This window comes from Synechococcus sp. ATX 2A4 (genome assembly GCF_024346375.1).
GTDB lineage: Bacteria > Cyanobacteriota > Cyanobacteriia > PCC-6307 > Cyanobiaceae > MW101C3.
The window spans coordinates 1-20,985 of record NZ_JAGQCV010000017.1 but is presented as its reverse complement, the minus strand read 5'-3'; the positions used below and the strand labels follow the sequence as shown (position 1 = coordinate 20,985).

The following is a 20,985-nucleotide window of genomic DNA, read 5'->3' as shown; positions in this document are numbered from 1 at the left end:
CCAGCGTCGACGTCCTAATGAGTATCATTCTCATTTCGACCCTTTGACCGTTCCGGTGCCCGGGTCCCCGCCCTTCTTCCCTGCCATGCGTCCCTTTCTGCGCCGTGCGGCGGTGCTGGCCTCTGCCGCCCTGCTGGTCGCCTGCGGCCAAACCGCCCAGGATCCTGTGGCCGACACCGGCCCCGACCTGCAGGTGGTCACCACCTTTTTGCCGATCACCGCATTCACCAAAGCGGTGGCTGGCGACTGCGCCACGGTGCAGGCGCTGATTCCCACCAACGTGGGGCCTCATGATTTCCAGGCCACCCCCTCGGATCTGGTGAAGCTGCAGAAGGCCGATGTGCTGGTGAAGAACGGCCTTGGTCTGGAGTCGTTTCTCGACAAGCTGATCGCCAGCGCTGACAACAGCGCCCTGCGCGTGATTGACACCAGCAGCGGCGTGGCCACCCTCGCCAATGCCGCAGAGAAGGCGGGCGGTGGCCACGACCACGACCACGACCACGGCCATGACCACGGCCATGACCATGGCCATGACCATGGCCCGATCAATCCCCACATCTGGCTCGACCCCCTGCGGGCCGTTCAGCAGGTGGAAACGATCCGGGATGGCTTGATCGCCGCCAAACCTGCCTGCCAGGAGCAGTTCACCTCCAACGCCGCCAGCTTCAGCGCCGAGCTGCGCGCCCTTGATGCCGAGCTCACCACCCAGCTCAAGCCCTTTGCCGGCAAAACGTTCGTGGCCTTCCACGACTTCGCCCCCTACTTCGCCGAGCGCTACAAGCTCAAGACCGCCTTCGTGGTGGAGGCTCCCGAGCAGAACCCCACCCCGGCCGACCTGAAGCGGGTGGCCGAACTGGTGAAGCAATCCGATCTCCAGGCCCTGCTCTCTGAGCCGCAGGAAGGCAGCCGCTCCTTCAACGCCCTCGCCGGCGATCTTGGGGTGCGGGTAAGCGTGTTCGATCCGCTCGAAACGGGCCCGGCCGAGGCTGCCAAGCCCGGCTACTACTCCGCCCAGATGCGGCGCAATGTGGCGGACCTGGTGAGTGCCTTCGGCAAGTGAGCAGGCTCTGTCCAACTGGGCGCCCCCCAGCGGTGCTTCAGCCGCACACTCGGTAGGCTGCAGCCATGGCGGAAATGGTTCTCGAAGTCAGCGACCTCACGGTGCGGCGCGAGGGTGTCCGTGTGGTGGAGAGCGTCAGCTTTGACCTGGCGGCTGAATCCGACACAGCCCTTGTGGGCCCCAACGGGGCCGGCAAGAGCACCTTGGTGCAGGCCATCCTTGGCATCCTTCCGCACCACAGCGGCCAGGTTCGTGTGCTGGGCCGGCCCCTGGGCCCCAAAGGCCAGCTGCCCGGTTCGGTGCGCGCCCAGCTGGCCTACCTGCCCCAGTCGTTCACCGTGCGCAACCGCTGCCCCCTCACTGTGGCCGACTTCGTGGGCCTCGGCTGGGATCCGCCTGGGCTGCAACTGCCCTGGCGTGGCAGTGAGCGGCGGCGGCAGGCGGTGCGCCAGGCCCTGGTCAAAACCGGCTGCAGCGATCTGGCCGACCGGCTGATCAGCGAGCTCTCCGGCGGCCAGACCAAACGCGTGCTGCTGGCCTTCTGCGTGGTGCGGCCCCGGCGCCTGCTGGTGCTCGATGAGGCCCAGGCCGGCCTCGACAGCCAGGCGGCGGAGCAGTTCTACGGCCTGCTGTTCGACCTGCGCCGCAGCGAGGGCTGGACGATCCTGCAGGTGTCGCACGACCTGGAGATGGTGCGGCGCACCTGCGATGGCGTGCTGTGCCTGAACCGCAGCCTGCGCTGCTCAGGCCCCCCCGATCACGCCCTCAGCCCCGCCCAGCTGGAACGGGTCTACGGCCGGGGTTACGTCCCTTACCACCATCACCACCGATGAACGACGGCGTGGCCCTCGGCGAGTTGCTGTCTCTGCCCTTCATGCAGCGTGCCCTGCTCGGCGGTCTCCTCACCGGTGCCCTCGGTGGCCTGCTGGGCAGTTTCGCGGTGCTGCGGCAGCTCTCCTTCTTCAGTGACGCGCTCGGCCACTCGGCCCTGCTCGGCATCACCCTCGGCATCCTGCTGGGCCTCAACCCCACCCTGGTGTTGATCCCCTTCGCGGTGCTGTTCGCCCTGGTGGTGAGCCGCCTGGTGGAGCGCAGCCAGCTGCCCACCGACGCGCTGTTGAACATCGTGTATTCGTCGTCGCTGGCGAGTGCCGTGGTGGCGCTCAGCTTCGTGCGCAGCTACAAGGGCGGCATCCAGCAGCTGCTCTTCGGTGACATCCTCGGCATCTCCTGGCTCGACCTGGGGCTGATCGTGGTGCTGCTGTTCACCGCCGTGGGCTATCTGGGCCTCACCCGCCGCGACCAGATCCTGCTCACGCTCGATGAACCGCTGGCGCTCTCGCGTGGGGTGGCGGTGCCGCTGCACCGGCTGCTGTTCATTGTGTTGCTGGCGGTGGTGGTGGCGATTTCGATCAAGGCGGTGGGGGTGCTGCTGATCAGCGCCTTCGTGGTGATCCCCGCCTGTGCCTCCCGGCTGGTGAGTGTTCAGTTCAATGGCTACGTGGCGCTGGCTGCAGGCCTTGGCGCGATCTGCGCCGTGCTCGGCCTGCTGCTCTCCGGCAGCTTCAACCTGCCGTCCGGTCCGTGCGTGGTGTTGATGCAGCTGGTGGGCTTCCTGCTGGCTTTGGCCCTCGCCCCGCGGCAACGGCTGGCCTGAGCGGGGCGAGCAGCGAGCAGCGAGCAGCGAGTGGGGTGCGCCTCAGCCGGCCGGGAGCCACTGGGCCTGGCGTACCGGTTTGTCGATCAGCGTGAGCTCGAGAGTGAACGGATCGATCAGGGCGGGCTGGGCCTCGCGGCGCCGGGGCGGGCCGCCGCCAATGCGGGTGTTGTCGAGCTCCTGGCGGCGCAGGGTGAGCAGCAGCCGTTCGCCGGTGGGGTCGTAGTGGAGGCCTGTGCCCGGCTCCAGCTCCCAGCCGGTGAGCTCGCGGCGTTGCAGCACCGCGCCGTTGCGATCGAGGGCCAGCAGGATCAGCCGCGGCTCAGCGATGCCCTCGATCAGCAGCGCCCACACCCGTTCGCCGCCGCGGGAACAGGCGCTGGCCACCAGCCCGGCGGTGCCGATCCAGAGCGGCCGCGGGGCCTGCCCCGGCTCCACCAGTTCGAGCGAACGCCGGAAATCGGGCCAGTGCCGCACCAGCAAGGCCCGCCCCGCCACCGGGCAGAAGCTGCTGAGGTCGCGGCTGCCGGGCAGGACCTGACGCCGCGGTTCCCGCGGTGGCAGGGTGCGCAGCGACAACCCCTCCCGCTCCGGCACGATCAGTTCACCGCCACCGGGCAGCATCGCCACCGGGCCGCTGGCCTCAATGTCATGGCGCCGTCGGCCGCCGCTGCGGAACCATTGCACCAGCCTTTCAGGCCCTTGGGTCAGCGGCGTGGATTGCACCAGCAGATCGCCCTGCCGGTTGGTGCTCAGCTGGGCGTACTGGAGCGGTTCGCTGACGAAGCGATCGATGCCCTTCTGCTGCACCCGGCCCAGATCGGGCCGCAGTGGCGTGTTGATGGCGGCCACCCGCTCCAGGTTGCGTTCCTGCAAGTTGAGGCGCCATACCTGGTGCCGCCCCTGGTCATCCCGGCTCACCACCCCCACACCGGAGCCATCGCCCAAGGGCTCGATTTCTGAAATCGAGCTCCATACCGGCGAAAGCGCCGTCCAGGCACCATTGCCTTGCTGCACCTGCACCTGCTCGCCGCTGCCCACCGGCACCACGGCCAGCAGATGGGCGCGCGGATCCCACTGCCAGAGGGCTGGTTCCATCGGCAGGCCGCGCCGGTCATCGCCCTCCAGCTGCAGCCGCAGCGGTGTGACCAGCCGCTGCCCCTGGCCAGGCAGCAACAGCAGCGGGTTGCCACCGCCCTGCAGATCGAAACGCAGCCGCGGCTCCAGGCGGGTGCCTGCCGCCACGCTGGCGGGATCCATCGGCCGACTGAAGCGCAGGTTCAGGGCCGCCGGACCAGAGCTGGCCGCCGCCTGCTCCAGCGTCAGCAAGCGGGGCGGGCGGCGCAGCAGCACCTGTTGCTGGGCAACGGCCAGCAACACCCCAAACAGCAGGGCCAGCCGCAGGGGCCTCATGGTTCGAGCGGCCGCGCCGGCCGGGGAATCACGCGCACCGATTGGGCGCGGATCACGCTGCGGGTCTGGCCATCGAAGCGTTCGGTGTCCATCACACCGCGCAGCTCCAGCCACTGATCCGCCTGCGGCAGCGGCCGCCCTGGCAGCCACAGCACCGGCAGCCCCACCGGTGTGGCATCCACCAGGCAGCAGCGCACCAGCAGGCGGGCCAGCTGGGGGCGATCGCCGGGCACGTGCAGCACGAAGCCGCTGATGCGCACCGGATCACCGGCATGCAGCTTCGGGTCGGGCTGGCTGCGCAACAGGCGCACCCATTCAGTGAGGCTGCGCTGGCCTGGCGGCACCACGAAATTCAGCCCCGGTTCATCAAGCAGTTCCCGGCCACGGTTGGCGGCAAGATCCGCAAATGAGGGCCGCGGTGGCACAAGCAGCACGGCGATCGCCACCACCACGCCCACCAGCAGCACCCTGCGTTGCCGCGGCGTGGGGGCGGCGCCACCCCCTGCCACCAGCTCCAGCACGGCCACCACCACCAGCACCACGCCGCTGATCCACACCAACGGGTGGAACACGGCGCGCAGCAGCAGATCCAGGCGGCCGCTGATGCCGCTCTGGAGCAACACGGCGCCCCATAGACCCAGGCCGAGGGGCCGTAACCAGCGGCCGCCGCGCAGGCGCCTGGGGAGTGTCACAGCCGCCACAGGTTCACCCATTGACCGATCACGAGCACCACCAGCACGGCGCTGACGCCCGTGATCAGGATGGCGCGCGGACGCAGCAACACGCCGAACAATCCCACCAGCTTGATGTCGATCACGGGCCCGAGCAACAGGAAGGCCAGCAGGGCGCCCGGCGTGACCTGGGCCGCGAAACCCAGGGCCAGGAAGGCATCCACGCTGGAGCACACCGACACCACCAGGCTGAGCAACATCAGGGCCAGGATCGAGAGCGTGGGTGCCCCTCCCACCGCCAGCAACCAGGGCCTTGGTACCAAGGTCTGCACCAGGGCGGCGATCACACAGCCGAATACCAGCAGGGACGCCAGCTCAATGAACTCCCGGCTGCCGTGACCCAGGATTTCCGCCAGCGGCGGGCGGGGGGTGCGGCGGGGGGCGGCGGCCAGGGCCTGGGCCGCCAGTGGATCGGCGCCGATCACCCCACTCCGGCGTTCCAGCAGGCTGACGCGGCTGAGCGGCAGCACCAGCCGCCGTTCCTCCAGCAGCGCCGGCTGCAGCAGCTCCGTCTCCGGCAGACGGGCCAGCAGGGTGGCGAGCACGAGTGCGATCAACACTGCCCCCACCGGCCTCGCCACGAGCAGCCAGGGCTGGTTGGGGAAGGCAGCCCAGGTGCTGGCCACCACGATCGGGTTGAGCACCGGCGCTGCGAACAGGAAGCCGAGGGCGGTGGCCAGTGGCGCCCCGGTGGCGAGCAGCTGACGCGCCACCGGCACATTGCCGCATTCACAGGCGGGCAGCGCGAAGCCGAGCGCCGCACCGGTGAGCGGCCCCAGCACCGGATGGGAGGGCAGGCGCCGCACCCACTTCCCTCCGGGGCTGAGCCAGCGGGCCAGGGTGGAGATGGTCACGCCGATCAACAGAAACGGCATCGCCTCGATCAGCAGGGCCTGAAACAGGGCCCAGGCCGTGGCCAGACGTTCAGGGCTCACAGGAGTGGCTGGAACCAGGTGGGCACCGCCTCGTAGCAGGCGGCATTCTTCTCGTTTTCGCGCGCTTCCACCTTCCAGCAACAGGCGCGGCCGCCGTCCCGCGCCAGCAGCAGCTCGTTCGCCCAGTCCCACACCAGGGCCGCGCTGCTTTCCATGCCCACGTTGTCCATCACGCGCAGGTCGAGGGCACCCTGGCTGTGCAGCGCCTGCCATTGGGATAACAAAGGGTCGTCGGCGTTTACCAGAAAGGTGTGATCAAACTGAGCGGCCAGCCTGGCCTCAAGCGGTTGCAGACTGGAGAAATCCACCACGAAGCCGTTGGCATCGAGCTGGGTGGCCCGGAACGACACCGTGAAGCTGCGGCTGTAGCCGTGCACGAAACGGCAGTGGCCGGGGTGGCGCCACTGGCGATGGCAGCAGGGGTAGCCGCTGAACCGTTTGGAGCAGGTGTGGGCCGCGGTCATGGCAAGGGGGAGGGGAGTGCCGCCGCTGGGGGGGTGTCAGTCTTGGGGGATCCATTCGCCCCGCCGCGAGGTCTAGCGCGGACACCACCATGGAGGAACGCGATGCCGCCGCTGTGCCGACCGGCGGGCCTGCTGACGCTGCGCCCACCGGCCGGCCTGCTGCCGCTGCGCAGACAGAGGCGCCGCTGGTGGAGCCGGGCTGGATCGAGCAGTTGCGTTTTGATGCTGCTGGATTGATTCCGGCCGTGGCCCAGGACTGGCTCGATGGGGCGGTGCTGATGGTGGCCTGGATGAACCAGGAATCGATCGCGCGCAGCCTGGCCAGCGGCGAGGTGCACTACTGGAGCCGTTCCCGCCAGGAGCTGTGGCACAAAGGCGCCACCAGCGGCCATTTCCAGAAATTGCGCGGCCTCCGCTACGACTGCGACGCCGACGTGCTGCTGCTCACCATCGAGCAGAAAGGCGGGGTGTCGTGCCACACCGGGGCGCGCAGCTGCTTCTTCGCCGACGGTGAGCTCCAAGCCCCTGCCACCGCTCAGGGCACGGCGCTGCCGCCGCCGGCCGATGCCTGCACCGAGCTGGCGCGGGTGATCGTGGCGCGGCGCGAGCAACCGGAAGCCGGCAGCTACACCAACAAGTTGCTGGATGGAGGCGATAACCGCATCCTCAAGAAGATCGGCGAGGAAAGCGCTGAATTTGTGATGGCCTGCAAGGACGACGATGCCGCTGGCATCGCCGGCGAGGCCGCCGACCTGATCTTTCACATCCAGGTGGCGTTGGCCCATCACGGGGTGGACTGGCGCCGGGTGCTGGAGGTGCTGGCCGAACGCCGGGGGGCGCCGCGGCGTCACAGCTGAGCGGCGGCGGGTGCCGGCAGCGGCTGGCCGAAACGGCTGGGCTGGGCCTGCAACCAGCGCAGGGTGGCCCGGTCACGGGCCGTGAGCGCGATCACCGGTTGGCTGCCGGGCACGGCCGCCAGGGCGTCGGCGGGATCGTCGCTGTGGCCCCAGAGGCCGAAGGCATGGCCCAGCTCGTGCAAGGCGGTGGCCTGAATGGCCAGCTGGCGCTGCCCGGGGCTGATCAGCACCTCCACCCGTGGCTCAAGCCGCCAGCTGCCGGCCCGTTGCACCTCCAGTACCTGCAGCGAGGCGCGGCCGTGGCTGGCACGCAGGCGGCCGCCCAGCTCCCGCAGCGGCGGCCGCTGACGCCGCACCAGCACCTGCGCCCGGGCCGGGTCCGTCACCGGCACGATCACCAGCTCCTCCCCCCAGCTGGCCAGCGCCGCCAGCACCGCCTGCTGCCAACGTGCTTCCACTGGATCAGCGGTGGCAGCAGCCATGGTGGGCTCCACCCACACACACCAGCTCTGCAGCCGCGCCCAGCCGGCGGGTGAGGGCGTCAGCAGGTGGCTGTAGCCCGCGGGATGATCCGATCGCTGGGCGGGTGTGGATGCACTGGGCTGCCATGGCCGCGTGGCTTGCGTGGGCGGGCAGTCGCTGGTGGGAGCGGCGGCAACGCGATCGGCAGGTGCCCCTGAGCAGAGCAGCCAGGCGGCAACGGCCCGAAGCACCACGCGTCGGAGCTGAGGAGTCCGGGGCTTCACAGGTGGTGCTCAGCTCAGGCCGCCAGGCCCACGCCGCGGGCCATCAAGGTGGCCAGCAGTGGAATCAGAGCAAACCCCACCAGCTCGATGTTGAGGATCCAGCGCAGGCGGCTGGCCAGCGCTTCGCTCACCTCGGGCAGCTCTCCCTTGCGCAGGGGCAGGGCCCAGAGGATGTAGGTGATGGTGGGGTAGAGCGAAAGGCCGCCCACAGCGAGGTAGAGCCCCACCTTCCACCAGAACACGGGGTTTTCGGTGTAGAACTCAGCGCCCTGGCCGTAGTGCAGCACCCGAAGGATGCCGCTGAGCAACAGGGTGAGCGCCGCGATGCCATACACGATGTCGGTGATCACCAGGGTGGTTGCCACCTCCTTGCTGGGGCTGGGACGGATCAAGCGGCGCTCCAGCACCAGGGCTCCAAAGCACAGCATCACACTGATGTAGTGCAGGTAGGCCACCCCGGCACTGGGCAGCACGCCGGTGGGAAACACGAAGGCGCCCACGGGGCTGAACAGCGGCGTGACATGCGTCGTGAGGTGCGGAGCGAGGGCAAACACGGTGGGCGGCATCAAGGCTGGGGGGACGGTAGCGGCCTGACGCGGCTGATCGCCCGCAAGGACAGGGCAAGCGGAGGCGCCTTCAACTCATGGTGCCGCAGATCTGCTGCATTGCGCTGCAGTTCGACATCATTTAGAAGCGTCTTGTTGTGGCGATAGCAGCATGGGAGAGCTGCAATGTTGGCCTTGAACGCTGAGGAATTGGAAGTCTTTCTGTAGCTCCTCTTTTCAATTGAAAAGCAACGTAGGGTCGAAGCAGTTAACAGGAAGACATGGCTAGCTCACTCAGTGCCTTCCTTGGCGAGATCGGCAGACATCAGCTGCTCAGCCCGGCACAAGAACTCATGTTGGGTCGAAAGGTGCAGGCGATGGTGGCGATCGAAGAGCGTTGCGGCGCAAGCCAACGCATCGGAGAACCTGTCCATCTCACGCTGATCGAAACACGCACGGTTCGTTATGGGATGCGCGCCAAGGAACAGATGATCATCGCCAACCTGCGCCTGGTGGTGAATCTGGCCAAGCGCTACCAGGGCAAGGGCCTTGAGCTCCTGGATCTGATTCAGGAGGGCACGATCGGCCTGGCACGGGCCGTGGAGAAGTACGACCCCACCCGCGGCCACCGCTTCAGCACCTACGCCTACTGGTGGATCCGCCAAGGCCTCAACCGGGCGCTTTCCACCCAGAGCCGCATGATCCGCATTCCGGTGAATGTGAACGAGAAACTCACGCGTCTGCGGGCCGCCAAGGCCCAGCTGTTACAGCTCAATGGCCTCAGCCCCACGCCACGGGAGCTGGCCGCCTGCATGAATATCCCTATGGTCGATGTGGAAGACCTGCTGGGTTGCGAGCTGCGCAGCGTCACCGTCAGCCTGCAGGGCATCGTGAAATCGAAGGCGGATCCCTCCGAGCTGGTGGATGTGCTGCCGAGCAACGAAGTGCCGCCGATGGAGCGGGCGGAACAGGAGGAGCGGGCGGCAACCGCCTGGAGCCTGCTTGAGGTGGCCCAGCTGACCGAACGGGAGCGCACGGTGGTGATCCTGCGGTTCGGCCTGGACGCGGAACACGAATGGCGCACCCTCGCCGAAGTGGCGCGCCAACTGGGCTGCAGCCGCGAATATTGCCGCCAGGTGGTGCAACGCGCCCTTCGCAAGATGCGCAAAGCCGGCACCCAAGCAGGCCTGGTCGGGGTGGCCTAGGCCGTGATCACCGCCCTCTCCAGCCAGAAGTCCGCCCTGGAGATCGGCAGAAACAGCCGCGATGATGGTCGGTAGCAATGGCTTGGAGTGAGCGATGACGTCAGGAGAGGCCGCCCCAGGCGCCGCTGGTTTTGATTCCTCCGGCTTCAATTCCGATGGCTCCGGCGATGCCGACCGCACCGTCGAGGCCCAGGTGCTCGAAAGCAGCGTGGTGGATGAGGGGGCGCTGCAGCGCCTGTTGCGCCGCGCCGGCCGGGCGATCGCCTTGCCAGCTCTGGAATGCCTGGAATTGTTGCTCGATGGGAAAACCCCGCCCCAGGTGCGGCTCACCATGCTGGCGGCGCTCACCTATCTGCTGCTGCCCCTCGATCTGATCCCCGATTTCGTGCCGGTGGCCGGTTTCAGTGATGATCTGGTGGCGCTCACGGCCCTGTTGGGGCTCACCGGCAGCCACCTCACCCCCGACATCAAGTTGCGGGCACGGCGCAAACTGGATCGCTGGTTCCCGCCCACCCGTTGATGGCCACCTTCACCTCCCCACAACTGGAGGATCTGCAGACCTTCCTTAAGGAATGGCTCCGCCACCACGGCCGCACCCAGTCGGATCTGCGCAGGGCCTTGCGTGCGGGCTCCATTCGCATGCCGGTGCTGCTGGAAGAGCTGCAACGGCTTGAGCACGAGGAGGGACTGGCCCAGCTCGCCGCCCAGCTCTGCGCCATCGAAGAGCAGTGGCTGAGCGAGCAGGTTGATGGGCGCCCGGACGAGCAACTCGATGGGCAGCTGGATCTGTTGCTGCAGGAAATCCTGCAAGACGCCCATAACTGATCCCCGCAGGCAAAGTGGGAGCAATCGCCTGCCCTTGATGTTGTCCCTCAGCCCGCCAACTGCCAGCCATGGCCACTTCCGCACCCTGCTGCTGATCGCCAGCAGCGCAGCGCTGAGCTCCGCCAGCCTTGGTGCAGGCCCTGCCTCCGCCCAGCGCGAGGGTTACCTGCTCGGCCCAGGCAGCAACGTGGGCCCCGCCACCCGGATTGTTCCCACCAATTGCGTCACGGCGCCCGATGGCTCGGTCACCTGTGACACCAAGATCGAGAACCCTCCCGGCGACACCCGCGCCAAGCCCCAGGTCAGCCCGTTCTCTAACTGATGCCCTGGAGACGCGGAAAGGTGGGCGACGAGGCCTTCCTCACCCTGATTGATCGCTTCGAGCGCCAGCTAGCCAAGGTGCTCTCACTGATTCTTTGCATCGTGCTGCTGGCGGCCACCGTCCAGTTCGTCGGCGCGGTGGCCCAGCAGTTCATCAATCCAAACACCGGCTGGCTGGGAGACGACCTGATCCGCCTGCTCGGTGATCTCCTCACCCTGTTGATCGCCCTGGAGGTGCTGCAGAACGTCACCGCCTATCTGCGCCATCACGTGGTGCAGATCGAGCTGGTGCTGATCACGGCGCTCACGGCGGTGGCGCGGAAGGTGATCGTGCTGCCCCCGGGCTCGGAAGACAAACCCATGCTGCTGGTGGGCCTCGGCATCGCCGTGCTGTCGCTCTCCGGGGGGTATTGGCTTGTGCGTCGCGCCGAAGTTACAAACCCGAACGCCAATGCAGCGCAAGCCAGAGCGTTCCCGGAGCAGGATCCGTAGCCTCCACGCGGTGCGCGCGCCCGGGGGCGATGCGAAGCATGTCGCCGGTCACCAGCTCGCGGCTGGTGGGTTCATCGGCGAAAGAGAGGCGGGCACCGCCACGCAGCACCAGGACCCATTCCTCCATATCCTGACTTTGCCATTGTCCGGGCGGGGTGCACCAGGCGCAGGAATGGATCCGCTCCAGCCGGAGCTCGGGGGTTTCGAGCAGCAGATCGAGGCATTCCTCACCCTCCGGCGGGCAGGTGCTCCCCAGCAGGTTGCCGGCACCCGCTGCAGCTGCCAGCAGATTGCCGTTTGGCTCTGCGGCTGTCGGCGCACTTTCGCCCCAGCGGCGACCGATCTCAAAACCGTGCTGGCGCGCCAGTGCCACCACGTCGTGGTGGTGGTTGCAGGCCTTGAGGGCCTGCTCCAGAGCTGGGTCGCCGTCGCTGAGAACGAGAAAGGCCACCAGCTGTCGCACCTTGGCGCGAAACTGCAGCAGATCACTCTCGGCCATGGCGGATTCCCTGATCCCGCCCCATCATCCCGGCGGCGGCGCCGTGAGGGGTTTCTGCATCAGAAAGCGCCGGAAGGACACCCCCGCCAACGCCAGCTCCTCGATTGCCATGACCTGCCAGCCCTGCCGCTCGAACAGGGGGCGGGAGATGAAGCTGGCCTCCGTGCGCAGCGCCTCCACCCCAGCGGTGAGCGCCAGGGCTTCCAGGCCTTGCAACAGGGCACTGGCTCGGCCCTGGCGGCAGGAGCGGCCACGGCAATACAGCAACGCCACACGATCGAGCGGCTCCAGCACAGCGAAGGCTTCAATCGGCGGCCGTGCTGTGCTGCCGGAAGGTTCCCCTTCGCTCACCAGACCGAAACCCTGAGCCAGGGTGAACCGAAACTCCGGGCGGCTGAGCGGCAGCCCGGCCCAAGCCGCCACCTGCTGGGGGCTGTAAAGAGCAGGAGCCTGGGAGTGCACGGCATCGCGATACACATCGGCTGCGGCACCGTGATCCTCATCCGTGAGACGACGGATCAGCACGGGTCCGCACGTCTCTGCCTCGGTAAAACCACTGGCAGGTGAGGGAAGGGGGAACGAAGTGTACATTCGTCTGTGCCAGGGGTTTCGGTATCTTCCCAGTTATTCACTCGTGCGCAGTGTTTGGTGGGAGAAGAGGGCGAGGCTGCCATGTTGGCGCCGCCATCAGCGGTAGATTGCCGTGCGGCAGAGGCCTGTCAGGGCCAACAATGCGGGGCCGCTCACCGCGCAGCGCCCGCACTCTTGCCCCTTGCTTGGCGCACTCACGGGAACCTCTTCGTGGGCCGTCTGTGCGCAGAACATTGCGCAGGTTCGGACCCTCAAGGCGATCCGCCGCGCGGCTGTGAGAATCACACACCATCGATCGATCGTGTAAGTTGTACAGTGTTAGGCACGTTCAACCAAGAAGATCTCATGCTTAAAGGAGCAGATTTGCTGTCCAAGGTCAAGGAACTGGGCGATGTCGGGAAATCCGAAATTGTCCGCTCTTGTGGCTACGTTTCCACCAAAAAGGACGGCTCCGACCGCCTCAATTTCACGGCCTTCTATGAAGCGCTGCTTGAAGCCAAGGGTGTGGATCTCGGTGCCACCAGCAAAATGGGCAAAGGTGGCCGCAAGCTGAGCTACATCGCCACCGTTCAAGGCAACGGCAACCTGCTGATCGGCAAGGCCTACACCGCCATGCTGGATCTCCATCCCGGCGACGAATTCGAAATCAAGCTGGGCCGCAAGCAGATTCGCCTGGTTCCTGCCGGTAGCGAAGATGGCGAGGCCGACGACTGATCCATCCGTTGCTGTTGCCGCCACGCATGCCACTTCCCAGTGTCCACCACACTTTTTACGGCCCAGCCGCGCAGCAGCGGCCCCGGCTGGTGGCCTGCCTGGTGGCTTTCGCCCTGGTCCTGCTGGCCTGGTGGCCCAAGCCCGCCTGGGGTGAATCCATCCCCTCCCTGCAGGTGAGCGGTGCCCAGCTGTTTGAGAACCACTGCGTGGGTTGTCACCTCAATGGCGGCAACATCCTGCGGCGCGGCAAAACCCTCAAGCTGGCCGCCCTGCAACGCCAAGGCATCGATGGCCCTGCGGCCATCGCCAAGATCGCTGCCGCCGGCCAGGGCCAGATGAGCGGATACGCGAAGGTGCTCGGCGATGGCGGCGACCAGCTGGTGGCCGCCTGGGTGTGGGAGCAGGCCCTGAACGAGTGGAAACCAGCCCCGCCCGTGGGCTGAGCCCTCCCTGTGTCAGGCGGCGAATGCCGCCGCCCATTCAGGCGGCAAACGCCCTCACCCAACCTTTGATTGTTACGGCGCTGTCAAATCGCCTGGATCCAGGGGTACACCTGGACCTCACTCCAGATTCCCTCGCGGAAATACACATCTCCCTCCACCAGGGCCTTCACCTGTGCCAGTGCGTCAGCTTCATACAACGCGAACACATGGGTGCTGCCTTCGGTGGGTCCGATTGTGAGCAGCACACCCTCCTTGTGCTGGCGGTGAAGGCCGTCGAGGTGTTCCTGCCGGAAGGGGGTGCGCCGCGTGAGGGCGTCCTCGCAGTAGGTGCCCCAGAGCACGAATTTCGCCATCGCCGTGGTCAGCGGGTTGCAGGGTCCACTGTGCCGCCCCGCCGCCGCCGGCAACGCTCGGAGCAATAACGCACCTCCTCCCACACGGCGCTCCAGCGGCGGCGCCATTGGAACGGCCTGCCGCACACCGGGCAGATCTTGGTGGGGCGGTCACCACGCCGCGGCGGCCGGTTGGCAGGCTGCTGTGTTGCCATCACACCACCTACGGTGAACAACGCTTCCAGTCCACCACCATGACGCTGGCAACCGCGCCGATCGGCCAGGTTGTGGTGCTGGTCACGCTGCCCCAGCTCCCCTCCCTCCACGACCGCCTGCGGGCGATGGGATTGCGGCCGGGCTCCGAAGTGCTGGTGCTGCGCCGTGGCTTTCCCGGCGGCCTGCTGCATGTGCGTTGCGGGCAGCTGGAATTCATGCTGCGGCGCAGCGATGCCGCCGAGATGGCGATCCGGCCCCTGGCAGCGTGATGCGCTTCCCCCAGCTCCAGGCTCCGGGAGCCGCTCAGCTCAGCCCAAGCCGAGCAGCAGTCCGCCCTGATAAGTGAGCAGGGCCATCACCCAGGCCAGCGTGAACGACCAGGCCAGGGACACCAGCACGAAGACACGGCTGCGGGATTCCTGCCACTGCACCGCCACCGTGGACAGGCAGGGGGTGTAGAGGAGGGTGAACATCATGAAGCTCACGGCCTGCAGCGGCGTGATCGCCTGCACCAGCGCTGCGCCCAGGCCCGCCTGGCTGGTGGCATAGATCACCGCCATCGCCCCCAGCAGGATTTCCTTGGCCACGAAGCCGAAGATCAGCGACACCGTGAGGGCTGGGTTCATGCCGATCGGCCCGAGCAACGGCTGAAAAGTGCGGCCGATCATTCCCGATAGCGACAGGCCGGAGAGCGGATCCACGCCCGGCGGCAGGTTGTTGAGCAGCCACACGGCGATCACGCCGATCACGATGAACTGGCGGGTGGTGAAGAAGAAATTCACCATCTGCTGCCAGGCGCGCTGCAGCATGGTGTTGAGGCTGGGGGTGCGGTAAGGGGGCAACTCGAGCACGAAGCCTTCGCGGCCCCGGTACACGTGCTTGAACAGCAGTGCCGTGAGCACCGCCGCCACGAAGCTCATCACGTAGAAGCCGAACACCACCAGCCCCGCCGCCCACCAGGGGCGCACAAAAAAGGCGCCGGCCATGAACACAAACACCGCCAGCCGCGCCTGACAGAGCGAGAACGGGATCACCAGCATCGACAGCAGCCGCCGGGGACGGTCGCGGATCACCCGGGTGCCCATGATCGCCGGCACGTTGCAGCCGAAGCCCATAATCTGCAGCACGAAGCTGCGGCCATCCATGCCGAGCCAGTGCATGAAGCCGTCCATCAGGAAGGCGGAACGGGCCAGATAGCCCGAGTCTTCGATCAGGGAGACCATCAGATAGAAGAGAAAGATGATCGGCATGAAGCTCACCACCGTGGTGAGCCCGAGCCACAGCCCATCGGTGGCCAGCTGCAGGAGGAAAGGCGAAAGGCGCAGGCCCTGCAGCAGCGGCAGCAGCAGCCGGGTTTCCAGTGCATCGGCGGCCCTGCCGACCAGCTCCTGCAGCGGTGTGCCGATCGCGTAGATCGCCTGGAACATGGCCAGCATCACGACCAGGAACGCAAGTATTCCCACCGCCGGATGCAGCAGAAAGCGGTCGATCCGGTGGCTGAGCCGGTCGATCAGGCCGTGCGGTGCCTGCACGCAGGCCGCCGACAGCGCGTGCAGGCGCTGGTCGAGTTCGTCGGGCTCGAGGGCAGCAGGGGCCGGAAAGGCAATCGTCTCCAAGCGGTGAATCTGATACAGGAGCTCCGGCACCCCCCGACCATTCCTGGCGCTGATCGGCACCACCGGCACCTGCAGGTCTTCACTGAGGCGGACCCCGTTTACCTCCACGCCGAAGCGGGCGGCTTCGTCGCTCATGTTGAGCGCCACGATGAATGGCAGACCGGCGGCGCGCAGCTCCAGGGCGAGGTGCAACTGGGTGGCGGCGCGGCTGCTGTTGATCACCAGCACGATCAGATCCGGCGGAGCTGTGGCCAGATAACGGCGCACGATCGCCTCGTCTTCGCTGCTGCCCTTGAGGTCGTGAATGCCGGGCAGATCCACCAGTTGGTAGTCGTTGCCGAAGGCATCGGCGGGCAATTCACCGCGCAGCAGATCCACGGTGAGGCCCGGCCAGTTGGCCACATGGGCGCGGCCGCCGGTGAGCTTGTTGTAGAGGGTGGATTTGCCGGTGTTGGGCATGCCGATCAAGGCCACCTGGCGCACCCCGCCCGGCAGCGGTGCCGCTGAGCCCGGTGGATGGCAACCCTGGGTGATCGCAGGCATGGCTTCAGGTTAGGCAGGGGCAACATTTGCCAGCAATGGGGAGCCAGACAGCGGCCCTTCCAAGCCAGCACTGCTGGCGGCCACCGCCGGCCGCGATTGCCATGCTGGGGTCTGCAACGGCACGCCACGCTCCATGCAGATCACCACCTGGCAGGCAGAAGCTGCCGGCGCTCCGCTGCAGCGCAGCAGCACCGAGTTGCTTCCCCCCGGCCCCGGCGAAGCGCTGCTGGAGGTGCTGCACTGCGGCCTCTGCCACAGCGATCTGTCGATGCTCGACAACCACTGGGGGATCAGCAGCTATCCGCTGGTGGCCGGCCACGAGGCGGTGGGCCGGGTGGTGGCGGTCGGCGACGGGGTGCCGGAAGCGCTGATCGGCCAGCTGCCCGGCCTGGGCTGGATCGCTGGAAGCTGCAGCCACTGCGCCCTGTGCCTCGGCGGTGATCAGAACCTCTGCGCCGATTTGGAGGCGAGTGTGGTGGGCCGCAGCGGCGGCTTCGCCAGCCATGTGAAGGCCCAGCAGGACTGGCTGATCCCCATCCCTGACAGCCTCGACCCAGCCCTGGCTGGACCGTTGTTCTGCGGCGGCATCACCGTGTTCGCGCCCCTGATCGACGAGGCCGTCTCCCCCACCGCCCACGTGGGCGTGATCGGCATCGGCGGGTTGGGCCACATGGCGCTGCAGTTCGCCCGCGCCTGGGGCTGCCAGGTGACCGCCATCACCACCAGCCCCGCCAAGGCGGAGGAGGCGCGCGGCTTCGGTGCCCATGAGATCCAGCTGCTGGGCGATCTGGCCGCCACGCCGAACCGCTACGACCTGATCATCAACACCACCAACCATGCGCTGGAGTGGGACGCGGTGGTGAACGCCCTGGCGCCGAAGGGCCGGCTGCACCAGCTCGGTGTGACGCTGGAGCCCATCCCACTGAGTGTGTTCCCGTTCATCGCCGGGCGGCGCCAGTTCACCGGCAGCCCCACCTCCTCACCCGCCAGCCTGCTGAAGATGATGGAGTTCTGCGCGCGGCACGGCATCCAACCCCAGGTGGAAAGCCTGCCGATGCACGCGATCAACACCGCCATCGCCCGGCTGCGCAGCGGCGATGTGCGCTACCGCTTCGTGCTCGACGGACCAGCCTGAGCCCTGCGCCGGTACGGCCTGAGCCGGACGCCAGCGCCTCAGCCGCCGGCGGGAGAACGGCGGAACACCAGCAGGCGGTTATTGGCCGGCAGCGGAAGATCCGCTTCCGGCACCAGCCCCTGCGCACGGGCGATGGCGATCAGCTCCAGGCTGTCGCGCACCCCCATGGCGGGATCGATGGCGCGCAGGTGGGCATCAAAGGCGGCATTGCTGGCGCTGGTGTGCACACCCCCGTCGTGGAAGGGGCCGTAAAGCAGAAACAGCCCACCTGGAGCCAGCACCCGGGCACTGCCGGCGAACAGGGAGGGCACCGCTGTCGCCGGCATGATGTGGGCGGTGTTGGCGCTGAACACCGCATCAAACGGACCGGCTGGCCAGTCGGGTTGGGTCACATCCAGCTGCAGCGGCGGCAGCAGCTGGCCGGCGGCAGCAGCGTTGGTGGCGCTGGCGTGCGCCTGGCGACGCCGCAGCCCCGGCAGGTGCTCGGACCGGTCGCTGAGTTGCCAGCGCACGGGCAGATGCTGGCTGAAATACAGGCCGTGCTGGCCGGTGCCCGAGCCCACCTCCAGCACCTGTGCCGGCCGGGCATGGGGCTGGGGCAGCCACGCGCGCAGCGCCTCCAGCAGCGGTTGCTTGTTGCGCTCACAGGCTTCAGAAAAGGGCAGATCGAGCGGCTGGGAGGACAAGGGCATAGCGCTCAACTGTCGAGGGCCTGGCGCAGGCCAGCCAGGTAGGTGCCCGCCGCTGCCGCCACCGCTGCCGTTACTGGCGCCTCGGAGGAGGCCGCCGCCGCCATCACCTTCACCAGCGCGCTGCCCACGATCGCGCCGTCGGCGCCCCAATCGCGCACCTGGCGGGCCTGCTCCGGCCCGGAGATGCCGAAGCCCACGGCCACGGGTGTGGGGCCCATCGCCTTGAGCTGTTGCACCAGGCCGCCCACCCGCGATTCCATTGCGACCCGCACGCCGGTGACGCCGGTGACGCTGACCAGATAAGTGAAGCCGCGGCTGGCGGCCGCGATGCGGGCCATCCGCTCAGATGGGGTGGTGGGTGCCACCAGCAGCACCAGATCCAGGCCCACGGCTGCAGCGATCGGCGAGAGCCTCTCCGCTTCCTCCAGCGGCAGATCGGGCACCACCAGGCCGGCGGCGCCGGCAGCGGCGGCCTCACGGCAGAAAGTGTCCATGCCGCGGTTGAGCAGCGGGTTGCTGTAGGTGAACAGCACCAGAGGAGTGGTGAGCTGGCCGCGCAGGCCGGTGAGCATGGCGAGCACCTTGCCCGGCGTGGTGCCGGCGGCCAGGGCGCGGCTGGCGGCCGCCTGGATCACTGGGCCATCGGCCAGCGGATCGCTGTAGGGGATGCCCAGCTCGATCAGGTCGGCGCCGGCCTCCTGCAGGGCGAGCAAGGTGGCGGCGGTGGTGGCCAGATCCGGATCACCGGCCATCAGGAACGGCATCAAGGCGCAACGGCCCTGTGCCTGCAGCTTGCTGAACCGTGCCTGGATGGCCGTGGTGCCGCCGGCGGCGACATTGCTGGACGGGGTGGCGCTCATTCGGAGCCGGATCCTGCACGCTCTGGCCGTGAGCCTATGGGGTCGCTGGCAGGACAGCCCACCAAACCCTTGACCCCAGGCCTCAGCCGCGGTGTCTCCTGGACTCGACGCCTCAGCCGCCGTGGCTCAAAGACTGGCGTCGTCCTTGAGCTGGCCGATCTCACGCAGCAGGCGCTCCTGCTCGGCCGGGCTGAGCGCGTCGAACTCCTTCTGAAGCTGCTCGGCAGTGATGGCGTCGTAGCCGGCGCGGTATTGGCGGCGCTGCTCCATGAAGGTCATCTTGCCGGTCACAACGCGCAGCAGGTAGCTGCCCGTCCAGCCGAGCACGATCAGGATCAGGACCGCCTCAGCGGCGATGCCGGCCGAAAACCCCTCGAAGCCGGCCGCCTTGAAGCCCCAGTAGCCGAGGCCACCAAGGCCGAACACGCCAAGCCCCAGCAGCAGTGCCTGGCCGCGCGTCATTCGCCCTGGCCGGCAAGCCTGAAGTTGAGGAAGGGCGAAAACACGATCATGCCCGGGAAGAACAGGAACACCAGGCCGTAGACGGCCGTGCGCTCGATCTTGCCCATCACCATCCAGCGCTTGTTCATCCAGAAGAACAGCACCAGCGGCACCACCACCAGATAGGCGCCGCCAAGCAGCAGGTAGGCACCGAGCACCAGCAGGGTGTCGAGCGGCAGCGTGCTGAGAAACCCGGGCAACGGCACGGAACTGGGAGCGGGGTGCGCCAAATCTAGGATCAGTGCGCGGGGGCATGGCGGAATCGGTAGACGCAGCGGACTTAAAATCCGCAGGCCGCAAGGCTGTGGGGGTTCAAGTCCCCCTGCCCCCATGGGTGAGAGGGGTACCGCGGGGGCTCTTGCAGGGCCTCCCGGTCCAGGCATCGAAATGTGCGGAAAGGGCATCAAACAGCGTTTTGCAAGCGTCTAGCGGCGCTGGTCGCTGGTGGCTCGGGGGCGAGGGCGGGGAACAGGCCAGGAAAGGCCTTCCTCAAGGATGAGAGCCGAAACGCATTGGAGATCTGTGATTCGGATTTCTACGCGTTGGCAAGTGCTGGGTAGGATTTTAACCACGGAGATCAGACTTCAGGATTGCAATTGCCAATGAAAAGACATCTGCAAGTAATAGGACTTTGCAATTTCCTGTCCCTAGGGATACCAAGAATGTTGAGCCAAAGCCAAGGAATCATCCCGTTCAGGATCAACAGTGAGGCGAACACGCCGGAGGTGGATTGGGAAACTAGCGCAAACATGTGGGTCTTAAAAGTGTGGTCTTAGGCACCTAAAACAATCGAAGCATCTAGTTGCTTCAAGCTCAGCCAACCCTGGGAAAGCTGATGAGCCAGGGCGTATATGCCGGCCTGTTGGCTCATTCTGCCGCTCTGCCCGGAGAGTGAGTTGGCTGTGCAGCAACAAGGGCTGAGTCAAGAACTCCTTGGCCTTGGAGGCATTGCAATCCATCTTTTCAAGTAGATGTCCGACTCAAGCACCACTATTGCCACAGCATAGTTACCACCCCGGCAAGAAATGTGCCCCATCGCAGCCAGGGCATGCTTTTTCATATAAAGGAAGCTATGCATCATGATTCAACAGCGATTACGCGTGCGAAGCATTTTCACGCGTGGTGGCCCAGTATATCCCCGTTGCCAGCTGACAACAATAATTGTAGATATAGCAGATGATGCAGGCAAATCGACCCTCCGACCTCTGCAGGCTGACGACCCGCCATCAGGCCACAACCCAACGCTGCAAGGGCTGCCAAGAGCGAAACAACCAGATCGGTGGCCCCGAGGCAAAGCGATTCTGACGCGCCGATAAATGTAGCTGGGGCTACAAGGTGCTTGCGCCGCCTGCCTTAAACTAAAGGTGAATACAAAACCAATACTAATAATCGAGGACTTTTGAAGGTTTTCTTAAACGGCTCATCCGCATGATCAGCTCATTCCCCGTCCGCGTCTGGCAAACTCCTAGGGAGACTCTGGAAAAGTCAGCCTATTCACGGGACAATGGCCTTGTGATCGCAGGTAAGGATTGGGTTCATGGGTGGAAAGCAGCTTGGATTCGGGGACTACGAGCAGTCCACAGCCAAAAAGC

At 66.7% G+C, this 20,985-nt stretch carries 28 protein-coding genes and 1 tRNA gene; 14 read left to right on the top strand and 15 right to left on the bottom strand.

From position 1 onward, the window contains the following. The first annotated feature begins 85 nt into the window (after positions 1-85). From KBY97_RS13560 to KBY97_RS13550, 3 genes are all read left to right on the top strand, one after another. Positions 86-1,060, top strand: a complete 975-nt coding sequence (locus KBY97_RS13560) for a metal ABC transporter solute-binding protein, Zn/Mn family (protein ID WP_255147712.1) — start codon at positions 86-88, stop codon at positions 1,058-1,060. A gap of 65 nt (positions 1,061-1,125) precedes the next feature. Continuing rightward, positions 1,126-1,893: a metal ABC transporter ATP-binding protein gene (locus KBY97_RS13555; protein ID WP_255147710.1), complete on the top strand. Its 768-nt coding sequence runs from the start codon at positions 1,126-1,128 to the stop codon at positions 1,891-1,893. Further along, entirely contained in the window at positions 1,890-2,717 is an 828-nt protein-coding gene (locus KBY97_RS13550) for a metal ABC transporter permease (protein ID WP_255147708.1), read from the top strand. The genes KBY97_RS13555 and KBY97_RS13550 overlap by 4 nt, the downstream gene beginning before the upstream one ends. 42 nt (positions 2,718-2,759) lie before the next feature. Here KBY97_RS13550 and KBY97_RS13545 read toward each other — a convergent pair whose 3' ends face one another. From KBY97_RS13545 to KBY97_RS13530, 4 genes are read right to left on the bottom strand one after another with little or no spacing between them, the layout of a single operon-like run. Next, on the bottom strand, positions 2,760-4,130 hold the full coding sequence (locus KBY97_RS13545) for a hypothetical protein (protein ID WP_255147707.1): 1,371 nt from the start codon (positions 4,128-4,130) through the stop codon (positions 2,760-2,762). Continuing rightward, the gene (locus KBY97_RS13540; protein ID WP_255147705.1) at positions 4,127-4,843 is read right to left on the bottom strand and encodes a TIGR03943 family putative permease subunit; all 717 of its coding nucleotides are present in this window, start codon (positions 4,841-4,843) and stop codon (positions 4,127-4,129) included. The genes KBY97_RS13545 and KBY97_RS13540 overlap by 4 nt, the downstream gene beginning before the upstream one ends. Continuing rightward, a complete protein-coding gene (locus tag KBY97_RS13535; protein ID WP_399217872.1) occupies positions 4,819-5,736 on the bottom strand; it encodes a permease in 918 nt (305 codons plus the stop codon). The genes KBY97_RS13540 and KBY97_RS13535 overlap by 25 nt, the downstream gene beginning before the upstream one ends. A 56-nt stretch (positions 5,737-5,792) precedes the next feature. Beyond that, a complete protein-coding gene (locus KBY97_RS13530; protein ID WP_255147699.1) occupies positions 5,793-6,260 on the bottom strand; it encodes a 6-carboxytetrahydropterin synthase in 468 nt (155 codons plus the stop codon). Between the two features lie 89 nt (positions 6,261-6,349). On the opposite strand from KBY97_RS13530, the gene hisIE reads away from it, so the two are divergent. Beyond that, complete coding sequence (hisIE, locus tag KBY97_RS13525; RefSeq protein WP_255147698.1) at positions 6,350-7,117, top strand: bifunctional phosphoribosyl-AMP cyclohydrolase/phosphoribosyl-ATP diphosphatase HisIE; 768 nt, start codon at positions 6,350-6,352, stop codon at positions 7,115-7,117. Here hisIE and KBY97_RS13520 read toward each other — a convergent pair. Together KBY97_RS13520 and KBY97_RS13515 are read right to left on the bottom strand one after the other, a co-directional pair. Further along, positions 7,108-7,830, bottom strand: coding sequence for a peptidase (locus KBY97_RS13520; protein ID WP_255147696.1), 723 nt, complete (start codon positions 7,828-7,830; stop codon positions 7,108-7,110). The two genes, hisIE and KBY97_RS13520, sit on opposite strands and share 10 nt — an antisense overlap. A gap of 47 nt (positions 7,831-7,877) precedes the next feature. Further along, positions 7,878-8,429, bottom strand: coding sequence for a DUF2214 family protein (locus KBY97_RS13515; RefSeq protein WP_255147695.1), 552 nt, complete (start codon positions 8,427-8,429; stop codon positions 7,878-7,880). Between the two features lie 260 nt (positions 8,430-8,689). Here KBY97_RS13515 and KBY97_RS13510 point away from each other — a divergent pair, with 260 nt between their 5' ends. From KBY97_RS13510 to KBY97_RS13490, 5 genes are all read left to right on the top strand, one after another. Further along, complete coding sequence (locus KBY97_RS13510; RefSeq protein ID WP_255147694.1) at positions 8,690-9,613, top strand: RNA polymerase sigma factor RpoD/SigA; 924 nt, start codon at positions 8,690-8,692, stop codon at positions 9,611-9,613. Between the two features lie 94 nt (positions 9,614-9,707). Further along, a complete protein-coding gene (locus KBY97_RS13505) occupies positions 9,708-10,133 on the top strand; it encodes a DUF1232 domain-containing protein (RefSeq protein ID WP_255147693.1) in 426 nt (141 codons plus the stop codon). Then, positions 10,133-10,438: a hypothetical protein gene (locus KBY97_RS13500; protein WP_255147692.1), complete on the top strand. Its 306-nt coding sequence runs from the start codon at positions 10,133-10,135 to the stop codon at positions 10,436-10,438. Before KBY97_RS13505 ends, KBY97_RS13500 begins: the two co-directional genes overlap by 1 nt. Positions 10,439-10,475: 37 nt before the next feature. Continuing rightward, a complete protein-coding gene (locus tag KBY97_RS13495) occupies positions 10,476-10,760 on the top strand; it encodes a hypothetical protein (RefSeq protein WP_255147691.1) in 285 nt (94 codons plus the stop codon). Next, positions 10,760-11,251: a phosphate-starvation-inducible PsiE family protein gene (locus tag KBY97_RS13490; protein ID WP_255147689.1), complete on the top strand. Its 492-nt coding sequence runs from the start codon at positions 10,760-10,762 to the stop codon at positions 11,249-11,251. Before KBY97_RS13495 ends, KBY97_RS13490 begins: the two co-directional genes overlap by 1 nt. Here the strand turns inward: KBY97_RS13490 and KBY97_RS13485 are convergent. Together KBY97_RS13485 and KBY97_RS13480 are read right to left on the bottom strand one after the other, a co-directional pair. Continuing rightward, complete coding sequence (locus KBY97_RS13485) at positions 11,193-11,750, bottom strand: Nif11 domain/cupin domain-containing protein (RefSeq protein WP_255147687.1); 558 nt, start codon at positions 11,748-11,750, stop codon at positions 11,193-11,195. The two genes, KBY97_RS13490 and KBY97_RS13485, sit on opposite strands and share 59 nt — an antisense overlap. Before the next feature lie 24 nt (positions 11,751-11,774). Further along, on the bottom strand, positions 11,775-12,275 hold the full coding sequence (locus KBY97_RS13480) for a GNAT family N-acetyltransferase (protein ID WP_255147684.1): 501 nt from the start codon (positions 12,273-12,275) through the stop codon (positions 11,775-11,777). A 411-nt stretch (positions 12,276-12,686) separates the two neighbouring features. Between KBY97_RS13480 and KBY97_RS13475 the strand changes: the two genes are divergently transcribed. Together KBY97_RS13475 and KBY97_RS13470 are read left to right on the top strand one after the other, a co-directional pair. Next, a complete protein-coding gene (locus KBY97_RS13475) occupies positions 12,687-13,055 on the top strand; it encodes an AbrB family transcriptional regulator (protein WP_255147754.1) in 369 nt (122 codons plus the stop codon). 26 nt (positions 13,056-13,081) lie between these two features. Continuing rightward, complete coding sequence (locus KBY97_RS13470; RefSeq protein WP_255147682.1) at positions 13,082-13,498, top strand: c-type cytochrome; 417 nt, start codon at positions 13,082-13,084, stop codon at positions 13,496-13,498. A gap of 83 nt (positions 13,499-13,581) precedes the next feature. Here KBY97_RS13470 and KBY97_RS13465 read toward each other — a convergent pair whose 3' ends face one another. Continuing rightward, positions 13,582-13,851: a YciI family protein gene (locus KBY97_RS13465; protein ID WP_255147680.1), complete on the bottom strand. Its 270-nt coding sequence runs from the start codon at positions 13,849-13,851 to the stop codon at positions 13,582-13,584. Positions 13,852-13,859: 8 nt separating this feature from the next. Next, positions 13,860-14,045: a DUF2256 domain-containing protein gene (locus KBY97_RS13460; RefSeq protein ID WP_255147677.1), complete on the bottom strand. Its 186-nt coding sequence runs from the start codon at positions 14,043-14,045 to the stop codon at positions 13,860-13,862. A gap of 39 nt (positions 14,046-14,084) precedes the next feature. Here KBY97_RS13460 and KBY97_RS13455 point away from each other — a divergent pair, with 39 nt between their 5' ends. After that, positions 14,085-14,315 carry a FeoA family protein gene (locus KBY97_RS13455; RefSeq protein WP_255147675.1) on the top strand — a complete coding sequence of 77 codons (231 nt, stop codon included), beginning with the start codon at positions 14,085-14,087 and terminating at the stop codon, positions 14,313-14,315. Between the two features lie 39 nt (positions 14,316-14,354). Here the strand turns inward: KBY97_RS13455 and feoB are convergent, their stop codons facing one another. Further along, positions 14,355-16,205, bottom strand: coding sequence for a ferrous iron transport protein B (gene feoB / locus KBY97_RS13450; protein WP_255147673.1), 1,851 nt, complete (start codon positions 16,203-16,205; stop codon positions 14,355-14,357). Between the two features lie 133 nt (positions 16,206-16,338). Between feoB and KBY97_RS13445 the strand changes: the two genes are divergently transcribed. Further along, on the top strand, positions 16,339-17,340 hold the full coding sequence (locus KBY97_RS13445) for an NAD(P)-dependent alcohol dehydrogenase (protein WP_255147672.1): 1,002 nt from the start codon (positions 16,339-16,341) through the stop codon (positions 17,338-17,340). A 38-nt stretch (positions 17,341-17,378) separates the two neighbouring features. Here KBY97_RS13445 and KBY97_RS13440 read toward each other — a convergent pair whose 3' ends face one another. From KBY97_RS13440 to ndhL, 4 genes are all read right to left on the bottom strand, one after another. Beyond that, positions 17,379-18,032 carry a DUF938 domain-containing protein gene (locus tag KBY97_RS13440; protein ID WP_255147670.1) on the bottom strand — a complete coding sequence of 218 codons (654 nt, stop codon included), beginning with the start codon at positions 18,030-18,032 and terminating at the stop codon, positions 17,379-17,381. Positions 18,033-18,037: 5 nt separating this feature from the next. After that, positions 18,038-18,892: a tryptophan synthase subunit alpha gene (trpA, locus tag KBY97_RS13435; RefSeq protein WP_255147668.1), complete on the bottom strand. Its 855-nt coding sequence runs from the start codon at positions 18,890-18,892 to the stop codon at positions 18,038-18,040. 126 nt (positions 18,893-19,018) lie between these two features. After that, positions 19,019-19,354 carry a DUF3007 family protein gene (locus KBY97_RS13430; RefSeq protein ID WP_094510934.1) on the bottom strand — a complete coding sequence of 112 codons (336 nt, stop codon included), beginning with the start codon at positions 19,352-19,354 and terminating at the stop codon, positions 19,019-19,021. Then, positions 19,351-19,593, bottom strand: coding sequence for an NAD(P)H-quinone oxidoreductase subunit L (ndhL, locus tag KBY97_RS13425; protein ID WP_255140029.1), 243 nt, complete (start codon positions 19,591-19,593; stop codon positions 19,351-19,353). The genes KBY97_RS13430 and ndhL overlap by 4 nt, the downstream gene beginning before the upstream one ends. 47 nt (positions 19,594-19,640) lie before the next feature. On the opposite strand from ndhL, the gene KBY97_RS13420 reads away from it, so the two are divergent. Next, positions 19,641-19,724 (top strand) — tRNA-Leu (locus tag KBY97_RS13420). The last annotated feature ends 1,261 nt before the right edge of the window (positions 19,725-20,985 follow it).